Source organism: Geodermatophilus sp. URMC 61 (assembly GCF_052931555.1).
Window position 1 is genome coordinate 3,408,825 of sequence record NZ_JBRFHZ010000002.1, and the last position, 11,520, is coordinate 3,420,344.

The window sequence follows — 11,520 nt, forward strand, 5'->3', positions numbered from 1 at the left end:
GACACCCCGGGGCGGCTCAGCGGAAGTACTGCTGCACGACCTTGCGGGCCAGCGCCACGGAGTAGCTCTGCCCGCGGTCCTGCGGGTAGATCTGCGACATCGTGGCGAGCACGACGCCCGGCATCGACGTCTCGTGCGGCGGGATCGACGCCCGGTAGTCGGGGGTGACGACCGGCTGGGCGAAGGGCGCACGGGAGAAGTGCCAGTCCTTCACCCAGGAGAGGTCGAAGTCGGGGTTGAGACGACGTAGCCACGGCACGTACTGCTCGAGCAGCTCGGCGGGATCGGTCGTGAACCGCCAGTCGTCGCGCGGCACGTAGTTGCCCACGTAGACGATGTGCCGACCGCCGTACTCGGCGGGCGGGATCATGTTCGTGTGCTCGACGACCGCGAGGAAGGGGAACGACGGGTCGTTGACGTTGAGCCAGTAGTACGGGATGACGCTGCGGTCGCACTCGAGCACGAAGCACGTCGCGCCGAGGTACTCGTTGCGCCGCAGGACGTCGTCCGACGGCGCGCCGGTCGCCTGGGCGAACGCCGGCTGCGGAACGGTGACGAGCACCTTGTCGTACTCGTAGCGGGAGCCGTCCTCGGTGCGGACCTCGACCGGCCCCTTCGGGTCCGGCTGGGTGATCGAGGACAGGCGCTTGCCGAACTCGACCTTGCCTCCGCCGTCCTCCACCGACCGGAGCAGTGCGGTGTAGACCTGGTCGAACCCGCCGTCGAGGTACCCCAGCTTGAAGGTGCGGAAGTGCACCCGCGCCCAGAGCCACGCCATCGAGATCTCCGGGGCCCGGGTCCCGAACTTGCCGGCCAGCAACGGCTCCCAGATGACGTCGGCGGCCCGGCGACCCGCCCACCGGCGCACCCACTCGAGCGCCCGCTGGTCGTTGAGCCGCTCCCCCTGACGGATGGCCTTGAGGGCCGCCGAGGAGGCGCCGAACCGGACCCGGTCCCACAGGGTCAGCGGCGGGAACCGCAGCATGTCCACCGGGGTGGAGAAGTCGTGCAGGGCGCCCTCGTGGAAGATGCCGGTCGTCGTCGAGTGGAACCGCAGCTCCGGCGAGAGACCGAGCTCGTCGATCAGCTCGATGAAGGCGCGGTCGGTCTCGAAGATGTGGTGGTAGTACCGCTCCAGCGGCGTGCCCTGCACCGTGAGCGAGCCGGCCAGTCCGCCGAGCTCGTCGGCGCCCTCGAGGACCGTGACGTCGTGGCCGTCGCGCACCAGGTCGTGGGCCGCGGTCAGGCCCGTCGCGCCGGCGCCGATGATGCCGATGTTCACTTGAAGCTCCATCTCTTGTTCACCAGGAACTGCAGGACGGCGACGATCGGCATCGACACGACCTTGACGATGTTGGCGTCCACCCCGAGCCAGGAGTGGAAGACGAGCAGCAGCACCGCCACCAGGGCCAGGCCGAGCAGTCCCACCGTGTAGAAGCGGACGAACCTGCGCAGCATGCCGTCGCGCTTGCGGAAGTTCAGGTAGCTGTTCAGCAGGAAGTTGTTCGCGATGCCGACCGACGTGCTGATCGCCGCCGCGACCTGCTCGTGCACCCCGGCGGCGTTGTAGAGCGCCAGGAAGAGCAGCAGGTCCAGCAGGGCACCCGAGGCGCCGATCAGCTGGTAGAGGACGAAGCTCCGGTGCCGGCGCCAGAGCTCAGGGAGCGGTCGTCCCAGCGTCCGGTCGAGCGTGGCCACGTCCCACCACCCTCTGCACGCTGTAGAGGGGCCGCGCCTGGACCTCGGTGTAGATGCGGCCGACGTACGCCCCGATCACCCCGAGCGAGAGCATCTGCACGCCGCCGAGGAAGAGCACCATGATCATCAGCAGCGTCCAGCCGGGCACCGAGACCTCGGGCAGGAAGACGCGCATCACGAGGGCGTAGAGGATCCCCAGCAGCGCCAGGGCGGTCGTCATGAGCCCCAGCCGCGTGATGATCTTCAGCGGGACCGTGGAGAAGCTGGTCACGCCGTCGGCCGCGAGCCGCAGCATCTTCGGCAGCGGGTAGTTCGTCGACCCCGCGACCCGCTCGTCGCGGTCGAACGGCACGGCCACCTGCTGGAACCCGAGCGACGCCACGAGTCCGCGCACGAAGCGGTTGCGCTCCCGGTGGGCGCGCAGCACGTCGGTGGAGGCCCGGTCCATGAGCCGGAAGTCGCCGGTGTCCACCGGGATGTCGATCTCGGCGAACCGGTGGAGGATCCGGTAGTAGGCGTGCGCGGTCAGGCGCTTCATCGCCGTGTCCTTGCGGGTGCGACGCTGCCCGTAGGCGATCTGCGCCCCCGCCTCCCAGGCCGTGATCAGTTCCATGCTGACCTCGGGAGGGTCCTGCAGATCGGTGTCCATGACGATCACCGCGTCACCACGGGCGTCGTCGAGCCCGGCCGTGATCGCCATCTGGTGGCCGAAGTTCCGGGACAGGTCGAGCACCCGGGCCTCGGGGCAGGACTCCGCGATCTCCTCGAGGACCTCGAGCGACCGGTCGCGGGAGCCGTCGTTCACGTAGACGAACTCGAACTCCAGGTCGGGACGGGTGGCCGTGGCCGCGGCGAGCCTGCGGTGGAACTCCCGGATGCCGTCCTGCTCGTTGTAGACGGGGAGCACGTACGAGACGAGCCGCCGGCGCAGGGGCTCGACCACCTGGTCGAAGCCCTCCGGGGCGTAGTCGGGGTGGATAGCAGGGGTCGCCATCGCGGACTCCTGGTGCTGTGGGGTTCCGGGCAGGCGGGACGAACTCCGGCCTGCGCCCGTGGACAGGTCCCAATCTAAGCGACGATGCAGTGTCGTTGCGTGACGACGCGCCGTGTCGCCCGGCAGACTGGCCGGTTTTACCGGTCACCCTCCCAGCCCCACAGCGTGACCTGGTCGGTCACCCGGTCGTAGCGGTCCCGGTCGAACGGGTAGTCGAGCCGGACCACGTGTCCCCACACCGGGAGGTGCGAGCCCGGCAGCCAGCTGGGCACGACCTCCTGGTCGGCGACCGCGACCCCCGCGAACGTGCCGGTCCCCGCCGGGTTGAAGGACGGGACGGAGCTGTTCACTCCATTGGGGTGGGCGAGGACGATCGCCGGGGTCTCCGCGAGGCCGTCGGACACCACGGGGACGTCCTGCACGCACGGGACGTGGTTGCCCACCAGCCAGTCCGGCAGCACCGGCCCCTGGCCGGCGAGCCAGTCCTGCAGGCTCTGTGCCGTCCGGACGCGCGGCCCGGTCACGGCCAACCAGCCGCCGACGTCCGTGGATGCGTCCGCGGCCACCACGCGGACCCGGTCCGCGGTGTCGGGGACCGCGTCGGCGGTCACGGCCAGCGGGCGCCAGTGGACGAACCCGGCCGGCCCGTCGTCCAGCCGACTGGCGGCCAGCGTGTCGACGCCGCCGTCCCCGTCGGAGCGGCCGAACTCCAGCTCCAGGCGGTTCGCGCCACCGGTCCGGCCGGCCGCGCTGACGGCCACGTCCTGGCCGGCCGTCAGGTCGGGCAGGCTGTACCAGGGGCTCGTCAGCTCTCCCGTGCTCCGCTCGCCGTCGACGAAGCTCCCCCAGGAGTCGAGGGCCGACCCCGACCCCGCGAGCTCCGCCGGCGGAGGCGACAGGTGGCCGGCATCCCGCCGGAAGCCGACCGCGGACCCGTCGTCGGACCCGTCGCCGGTGGCCGGTCGCAGCGGGCCCTCGGGATCGTCGGGGAACACCTGGATCGACTCCGCCATCCCGCAGCTGCTCCCGGTCAGGCTCGCGAGGTTCGTCGCCGCCACCGTGTAACCGCCGACCTCGGCCTGCCGCAGCGCCGCCACGGCGAACCCACCCAGCAGCACGGCGAGGGACACCACGCAGGCGCCTGCGGTGATCAGCACCGGCGACAGGACGACCGCGGACCCACCAAGCCCTCGGGTGTCCCGCGACCGCGACCAGGCCACGACCGCCGCCGCGGCGAGGCCGAGCACGAGCCACGTCGCCGGGTTGTCGATCGGGACCCCGAAGGGCCGCACCGGGAGGCCGAGGTACGACACGCCGTGGTCGGAGTACAGCCACCAGTCGTTGGGCCCGGAGAAGGCCAGCCCGGCGGCCCCCGCGAGGACGCCGGTGCCGGCCAACCCGATCACCCGGACGGCCCCGTCCCGCGATCGATCCCGGACCACCTGCAGGAGCAGCAGGCCGGCCAGGACGAGGAACGGCGCGCACAGGCCGGCGAGCGAGCCGAAGTGGTGCGACCACTTCGAGGGCGTGGCCCAGAGGAGCGCGAAGGCCAGCGCCGCCGTACCCGCGAGGACGTGTGCCTCCCCGAACCCCTGCAGCGCCCGCACCCGCCGCGCGATCAGCAGCGCGACGATCAGGAGCATCCCGAGGGTCAGGAGCACCGGCAGACGCTTCGTCGCAGTGCCCTCACCGCCGTACTGGAGCAGGCGGGCGTACCGCCCGATCTCCTCGTACCAGCTGAAGTTCGGCCCGATGACGGTGTGCATCTCGGTGGCCTTCGCGGCCCCGTGCCACGACTGGTCGGCGAACATCACCACCAAGCCGGCGCTCGCCAGGCACGCGAGGAGCGCTGCGCGGCCTGCGACCGTGGCCCACGCGGCGTGCGGAGCCTCCCCGTCGGTGGTGCGGAGCGTCCGCCAGATCCTCGGGAGGAGCACGAGCACGGGCGCGAAGACGAGGATGCCCGACGGTGTGATGGACAGCGACAGCCCGGCGACGAGGGCCGCCGCGGCGAGGAGCAGCAGCGGACGGCGGGCAGTGGGCGCGGTGGCCCGCAGGAGCAGGGCGAACACGCCCACCACGGCGAGGGCGACGAAGGGCTCGGGCCGGACCCCGGTGTTGTAGGGCAACCACCAGGCCAGGAAGCACAGCGCTGCCAGCACGCGCGCGAGGCGGCCCCGGCCGGACTGCGGCAGCGTGACCCCGAGGACCCCCAGGCTGACCAGGAACCACGTCGCGATCCCGGCCAGGTAGCTGGGCAGGCGCAGCCACACGGGCTCGGTCGTGATCATCGCCAGCGGTTGCAGGAGGTGCTGGACGAGCGTGAAGGGCGCCTCGGAGGCGTTGTACCAGCGGTAGTAGTTCCCGATGTCGCCGCTCTCGATGCCGTTCCTGATGGTCATCGTGGCGTAGCTGTCGTCGACCGTGTGCGGAGCGATGACCACCCACACCGACAGGGCGGCCACGACGGCGGCGTCGCAGGCTGCCCGGACGCCCCGACCCCGGACGCGCTCGCGCTGCTCGGTCCTCCGCGTGGGGGCCGGGCGCTCACCCCGCCGCCACGCCAGCAGGGTGACGGAGAGCACGACGAGGACGACGTGGGCGCCGATCATCGCGGCCTTGACCCCGCTCGGCCGGCTCTCGAACCAGGTGCGGGTGCGGGCGGTGACCGTCGTCCCCTCCGCCTCCTCGGGCGTGAGGTCGGTCGTGAACGCGAAGACCTCCGGCACCGGCTCGCCCGACAGCACCGTCGGCGCGTCGGCGCCCACCGCGACGGTCGTGCCCGTGTCGTCGGAGTCCACCCGGACGTCGCAGCCGGTCCCGGCCGGAGACGCGGTGTGCACGAGGCGCCCGTTCACCAGCACGCGCAGCTGCCCGGCCTCGGTGTCGACGACGAGGCCGGACGTCGGGCCGTCGCCGCGGACGCGGGTCGTCGCCAGCAGCGTGGTCCGCTCGGGCGCGTCCAGCGCCTCCAGCACCGACCGGCACGGCACCTGGGCGTGGACCTCGGCGGGCCGGTACGGCACGAAGAAGGCCGTCGTCGACGTCGGCAGCGCACCCTCCGTCGGCCAGCTGACCACGGTGCGGTCGGCCACGACCGGCGCGAGGGGCAGCGCGACGGCCAAGCCCATCCCCAGGAGCCCCACCAGGAGGGACACGACGGCTCGCAGCGGCAGCCGGCGAGCCGGGGTGTGCTCAGCGGCTACCGGCGGACGCAGCGCGACCGACATCTCCCGGGACAGCGTTGATGACACTCTGCGCCTTTCGACGGCATGGGTCCACGAGCCCCGACGGGCTTGGTGGCGTGGGTCGACGGAGAGGCGGTCGGCGGGGACGGAGCCGTCCGTCCCATTGAGGGGCGCCCTTCCGGCGGAGGCGAGAGTAGCCGGGCCCGTCGTCGGGCCTGCGGTGTCGGAGTGCTGCTGGGGGAAGCGGGACGGACGTGACGAACGGTGCGGCCACGAGGCGGGTGGCCGGCTGCGGGGAGGGCGCGGCGCGGCGGCGGCACGCCCTCCCCGATCGGTCAGGCGGGCTCGACGCCGAAGGTCTGCGCCAGGCGCTCGATCTTGCGGGCCCGACCCAGCCGGGGCTTGTCGCTGCCGTCGCGGATGACCCGGCCACGGGCCTCGAAGTCGGCCAGGAAGTCGCGCGCCCACGCGACGTCCGACGGCGTCGGGCTGATGACCTCGTTGATCACCGGCGTCTGCTCGGGGTCCAGGCAGAGCTTTCCGGTGAGCCCGAGGGACACGGTGACAGCGGTCTGCTCGCGCAGCACGGGGTGGCTGCTGCTGACGGTCGGGCCGTCGATGGGCCCGGGCAGGCCGCCGATCCGGCTGGCCAGGACCAGCCGGGAGCGGGGGTAGGCCATGGCCAGGTCGTCCGCACTGGTGCCGGTGTCGCGCCGGTAGTCGCCGCTGCCGAAGGCCAGCCGGAAGGCGCCGCGGGCACGGGCGATGGAGACGGCCTCCTCGATGCCCAGCGCCGACTCGACCAGCGCCAGGACGGGCGTGGAACCGCCGAGCCGGTCGGCGGTCTCGGTGACCTGCTCCGCGGCCTCGGTCTTGGCCAGCATGACGCCGAGCAGGCCCGGCACCCCGGACAGCTTGGCGACGTCGTCGTCCCAGAACTCCGTCGAGCGGTCGTTGATCCGCACCCAGGCCGAGCGCTCCCCGCGCGAGAGCCACTCGATGACGCCGGCGCGGGCCTGGTCCTTGTTGGCGGGGTCCACCGCGTCCTCGATGTCGAGCACGATCTGGTCGGCTCGCGAGTCCGATGCCCGGTCGAACAGGTCGGTACGGGCACCGTTCACGAGCAGCCAGGAGCGCGCGTCCTCGGGACCCACCTTGCGTTGTCTCACCACGCCCCCATCCTCGTACGCGCGCCCGGGCCGCCCGCGACCGGGCGGGGTCGCGGGCGGCCCGGGCGGTGCGCTACCGGAGGAGGCTGCGTGCGATGACCATGCGCTGGACCTGGTTGGTGCCCTCGTAGATCTGGGTGATCTTGGCGTCGCGCATCATGCGCTCGACCGGGAAGTCCTGCGTGTAACCGGCGCCGCCGAAGAGCTGGACGGCGTCGGTGGTGACCTGCATGGCGACGTCGGAGGCGAAGGCCTTGGCCGAGGCGGAGACCCGGGTGACGTCGGGGCGGCCCTGCTCGCCGGCGGCCGCGGCGACGTAGACCAGGTGGCGGGCCGCCTCGATCTTCATCTCCATGTCGGCGAGCATGAACTGCACGCCCTGGAACTCGCTGATCGCCTTGCCGAACTGGCGGCGCTCCTTGACGTAGGCGACCGAGGCGTCCAGCGCGCCCTGCGCGATGCCCACGGCCTGCGCGCCGATGGTGGGCCGGGTGAAGTCCAGCGTCCGCAGCGCGGTCTTGAAGCCGGTGCCGGGCTCGCCGATGATCCGGTCGGCCGGGATGGTGCAGTCGGTGAAGTAGAGCTCGCAGGTGGGCGAACCCTTGATGCCCATCTTGCGCTCTTTGGGGCCCACTGCGAAGCCGGGGTCGTCCCGGTGGACGGCGAAGGCGGAGATGCCGTTGGCGCCCTTCTCCGGGTCGGTGACGGCCATGACCGTGTACCACTCGGAGATGCCGGAGTTGGTGATCCAGGCCTTGGTGCCGTTGAGCACCCAGCTGTCGCCGTCGAGCCGGGCGCGGGTCCGCATCGCGGCGGCGTCGGAGCCGGCCTCCCGCTCGGAGAGCCCGTAGCTGATCATCGCGTCGCCGGCGGCGATCGGCCGCAGCACCCGCTGCTTGAGGTCCTCGGACGCCGACAGGATCACCGGCATCGAGCCGAGCTTGTTGACCGCGGGGATCAGCGAGGCGCTGACGTCGACGCGGGCGACCTCCTCGATGACGATGCAGGTGGCGATCGCGTCGGCGCCCTCGCCGCCGTAGGCCTCGGGGATGTGGGTGGCGTGGAAACCGGCGGCGGTCAGGGCCTTCTGCGCCTCGACCGGGTAGCGCGACTCGGCGTCCACCTCGGCGGCGTACGGGGCGATCTCCCGCTCGGCGATGTCGCGGACCGCCTCGCGGACCGCCTCGTGCTCCTCGGTCAGGGCGTAGAGCCCCGCAGCGTTGTTACCCACGGGTAGATCGTAGGACCGCCCTGGATCATGAGGAAGCCAGCCGATCCTGCAGCGTGGCGTCCCGGGCGACGACGGAGTCGGCGAGGCCGGCCTGGAACCGCTCGACGGCGGCCCGCAGCTGCGGGTCGGACGCGGCGAGGATGCGCACCGCGAGCAGCCCGGCGTTGCGGCCACCCCCGATGGAGACCGTCGCGACCGGCACCCCGGCGGGCATCTGCACGATCGACAGCAGGCTGTCCAGCCCGTCGAGGCGGTCCAGCGGCCGTGGGACGCCGATCACCGGCAGCGGCGTGGCCGCGGCGATCATCCCCGGCAGGTGGGCCGCTCCTCCGGCGCCGGCGATCACCACCCGCAGACCGCGGTCGGCGGCGCTCTCGGCGTACTCGAGCATCCGGCGCGGGGTGCGGTGCGCGGAGACGACGTGCGCCTCGTAGGGGATGCCGAACTCGAGCAGCGCCGCCGCTGCGGGCTCCATCGTCGGCCAGTCGGAGTCGCTGCCCATGACGATGCCGACGATCGGGTCCACGCGGGGCTCCTCGCTGCTCGGTCGGGGTCAGTGCTCGGTCGGGAAGGCGAACGCCGGGTCGACCTCGCCGTCGGCCAGGTAGCGGGCGGCCGCGGTGGCCCGGGCACGCACCTCGTCGAGGTCGGCGCCCAGCGCGGTCACGTGCCCGAGCTTGCGGCCGGGGCGCTGGCCCTTGCCGTACCAGTGCAGCTTCACGTCGGGCCAGTGCGCCATCAGGTGGTGCACCCGCTCGTCGAGACCGGGGCCGGTCCAGCCCTCCTCGGCGGCGCGCCCGCCGAGCACGTTGGCCATCACCACGACCGGCGCGGCCATCGCGGTCGTGCCCAGCGGGTAGTCGAGGACGGCGCGCAGGTGCTGCTCGAACTGGCTGGTCCGCGAGCCCTCGATGGTCCAGTGCCCGGAGTTGTGCGGCCGCATCGCGAGCTCGTTGACCAGGACGCCGTCCGCCGTCTGGAACAGCTCGACGGCGAGGACCCCGACGACGCCGACCCGGTCGGCCACCCGCACCGCGAGCTCCTGGGCGGCGGTCGCGGTGCCCTCGTCCAGCCCGGGCGCCGGCGCGAGCACCTCGGTGTTGATGCCGTCGCGCTGCACGGTCTCGACCACGGGCCAGACGGCGACCTGGCCGAAGGGCGAGCGGGCGACCAGCGCGGACAGTTCCCTGACCATCGGGACCCGCTGCTCGGCCAGCAGCACGTCGTACCGGGTGAAGAGCGGCGCGACGTCGTCCGGACCGTCCACGACGAACACCCCGCGTCCGTCGTAGCCGCCACGCGGCGTCTTCACGACCACCGGCCAGCCGTGCCGGTCGCCGAAGGCGGCGACCTCGTCGACGGAGGCGACCTCGGCCCAGACCGGCTGCGGCTCGCCGGCGGCGGCCAGCGCCCGGCGCAGGACCAGCTTGTCCTGCGCGTGCACCAGCGCGTCGGAGCCGGGGGCGACCCGGTGCCCGGCCGCCTCGAGGGCGCGCAGGTGCTCGGTGGGCACGTGCTCGTGGTCGAAGGTCACCACGGTGGCGCCGTCGGCGACGGCCAGGAGGGCGTCGAGGTCGCGGTGGTCGCCGAGCCGGACGTCGGCGGCCACCAGCGCGGCGGACTCGTCCGGGCCCGTGGACAGGACCCGCAGCGACTGACCGAGCGCGATGGCTGCCTGGTGCGTCATCCGGGCCAGCTGGCCACCGCCGACCATGGCGACGACGGGGAGTCCGGTGCGCGGGTCGACGGGGGTGGCCACGGGCACCGAGCCTAGGACGCGCCGGACGGACCCATGCCGACGGGAGCGCCCCCTGAGGGGTGCTCCCGAGGCCGGAGGTCCGTCGGACACGCCCTGCAGGGAGGCTCCCGGCGGGCTCAGCCCAGCGCGGCGAGCGAGCGGCCGATGCGGTCCCCCACGTCGGCGGCCACGGCCGGGGTCGGGTGGACGCCGTCCGGCGAGGCACCCGGGATGAACACCCCACCGGCGTCGACCTCCCCCCACGGGTCCAGGTACGTCCAGCCGTTGCGGCCGGCCACGTCGGCGAGCGCGGAGTTGTAGCCGTTGCGGGCCGCCGGGCGGGGGTCGTTGGGCGCGATGGCGACGGCCACCACGGTGGGCGCCCCGGCTGCCGCGGCGATGCCCTCGATGTGGGCGGCCGACTCCTGCCATGTCACACCGTGGGCCAGGTCGTTGGTGCCGGCCATCACCACGAGCACGTCCGCCGTCCAGGCGGTGGGCTCGACGCCGGCCAGCATGTCCGCGGTGGTGGCACCGGGGACCGCCCAGCCGGCCACGAGGTCGAGACCGCTCGCCTGCTCGGCGGCCGGCAGCCAGGAGGCATCCCCTTGGACCCGGTCGCCGACGAGCGGCTGGGACACGTCTGTGGCACCCGCGGTGATGGAGTCGCCGACCACGACGAAGGTGCGCGGCTCCGGGGAGTCGGTCGTCGCGGCACTCGGCTGCGGACCGTCCGCCGCCGGGACGCAGCCGACCACGGCGGTCACCAAGGCGGCCGCCACCACCGTCCGCACGAGAGCCCGTCGAGGGAGGAGCCGCGCCACGGCACGAGTCTCGGTCACGAGGCGGTGCGGGGACGGGAGGCGGCGCGGCACGCGGACGGCCGGCGGAGCACCACTGGCCTGGCGACGAGCGCGGGCGAGCGTGCGCGCACGACCACGAGCTGTCCGCCAACGGTCCGGTGGTCCGCATCGCCCGGTGCGACGCGTCGCCGGCGCGTACCGTGGCCCTCCGTGACTGCCGTCTCCGCCGGTGCGCAGCGCCGCAGCCGCTCCCTGTGGTCCGTCGTCCGCCACCTCGGGGCGTTCGGTGTCGTCGGCGGGGTCGGCTTCGTGATCGAGGTCGGGCTCTTCCAGCTGCTCTACGGACACCTGGGCAGCGGCGCGGTCGTCGCCAAGGCGGTGGCGACCATCGTGGCGATGACCGTGGCCTTCCTCGGCCACCGCCACTGGTCGTTCGCTCACCGGGCCCGCACCGGGTTCAAGCGCGAGTACCCGATGTTCCTGGTGATCAACGGGCTGACGCTGCTGATGGGCCTGGGGATCGTTGCCTTCGCCCGGTACGGCCTCGACCTGACCAGCGCGTGGGCGCTCCAGGGCGCCAATCTGACCTCCATCGCCGTGGGCACCGTCCTGCGGTATCTGATGTACCGGCGGTGGGTATTTCCCGCCGCCGAGGCCTCCGCCTGATCCGCCCGCGGTCCGGCTGACGCGCCGCGCTGG

Annotated in this window: 10 protein-coding genes; 1 reads left to right on the forward strand and 9 read right to left on the reverse strand. The window is 73.1% G+C overall.

All coding sequences use genetic code 11. The annotated features are described in order from the left end of the window. Positions 1-16: 16 nt before the first annotated feature. The 9 genes from ACU610_RS15825 to ACU610_RS15865 form a co-directional block, all read right to left on the reverse strand. The gene (locus ACU610_RS15825) at positions 17-1,282 is read right to left on the reverse strand and encodes an NAD(P)/FAD-dependent oxidoreductase (RefSeq protein WP_446768662.1); all 1,266 of its coding nucleotides are present in this window, start codon (positions 1,280-1,282) and stop codon (positions 17-19) included. After that, complete coding sequence (locus ACU610_RS15830; protein WP_446768663.1) at positions 1,279-1,698, reverse strand: GtrA family protein; 420 nt, start codon at positions 1,696-1,698, stop codon at positions 1,279-1,281. Before ACU610_RS15830 ends, ACU610_RS15825 begins: the two co-directional genes overlap by 4 nt. Next, complete coding sequence (locus ACU610_RS15835) at positions 1,658-2,692, reverse strand: glycosyltransferase family 2 protein (protein WP_446768664.1); 1,035 nt, start codon at positions 2,690-2,692, stop codon at positions 1,658-1,660. The genes ACU610_RS15830 and ACU610_RS15835 overlap by 41 nt, the downstream gene beginning before the upstream one ends. Positions 2,693-2,829: 137 nt before the next feature. Further along, a complete protein-coding gene (locus tag ACU610_RS15840; RefSeq protein ID WP_446768665.1) occupies positions 2,830-5,850 on the reverse strand; it encodes an arabinosyltransferase domain-containing protein in 3,021 nt (1,006 codons plus the stop codon). Between the two features lie 365 nt (positions 5,851-6,215). Then, the gene (locus ACU610_RS15845) at positions 6,216-7,049 is read right to left on the reverse strand and encodes an HpcH/HpaI aldolase/citrate lyase family protein (RefSeq protein WP_446768666.1); all 834 of its coding nucleotides are present in this window, start codon (positions 7,047-7,049) and stop codon (positions 6,216-6,218) included. 73 nt (positions 7,050-7,122) lie between these two features. Further along, positions 7,123-8,280 carry an acyl-CoA dehydrogenase family protein gene (locus ACU610_RS15850; RefSeq protein WP_446768667.1) on the reverse strand — a complete coding sequence of 386 codons (1,158 nt, stop codon included), beginning with the start codon at positions 8,278-8,280 and terminating at the stop codon, positions 7,123-7,125. Positions 8,281-8,305: 25 nt separating this feature from the next. Further along, a complete protein-coding gene (purE, locus tag ACU610_RS15855; RefSeq protein WP_446768668.1) occupies positions 8,306-8,806 on the reverse strand; it encodes a 5-(carboxyamino)imidazole ribonucleotide mutase in 501 nt (166 codons plus the stop codon). Positions 8,807-8,833: 27 nt separating this feature from the next. Then, on the reverse strand, positions 8,834-10,039 hold the full coding sequence (locus ACU610_RS15860; protein ID WP_446768669.1) for a 5-(carboxyamino)imidazole ribonucleotide synthase: 1,206 nt from the start codon (positions 10,037-10,039) through the stop codon (positions 8,834-8,836). Between the two features lie 116 nt (positions 10,040-10,155). After that, positions 10,156-10,842 carry an SGNH/GDSL hydrolase family protein gene (locus tag ACU610_RS15865; RefSeq protein WP_446768670.1) on the reverse strand — a complete coding sequence of 229 codons (687 nt, stop codon included), beginning with the start codon at positions 10,840-10,842 and terminating at the stop codon, positions 10,156-10,158. A 189-nt stretch (positions 10,843-11,031) separates the two neighbouring features. Here ACU610_RS15865 and ACU610_RS15870 point away from each other — a divergent pair, with 189 nt between their 5' ends. Further along, positions 11,032-11,487 (forward strand): GtrA family protein, encoded by a 456-nt coding sequence (locus ACU610_RS15870; protein ID WP_446768671.1) that lies wholly within the window; start codon positions 11,032-11,034, stop codon positions 11,485-11,487. Positions 11,488-11,520: the final 33 nt, after the last annotated feature.

Bases quoted from the DNA above. Each gene is read 5' to 3' on its own strand.
- ACU610_RS15835 (WP_446768664.1), bottom strand. From the start codon at position 2,692: ATGGCGACCCCTGCTATCCACCCCGACTACGCCCCGGAGGGCTTCGAC.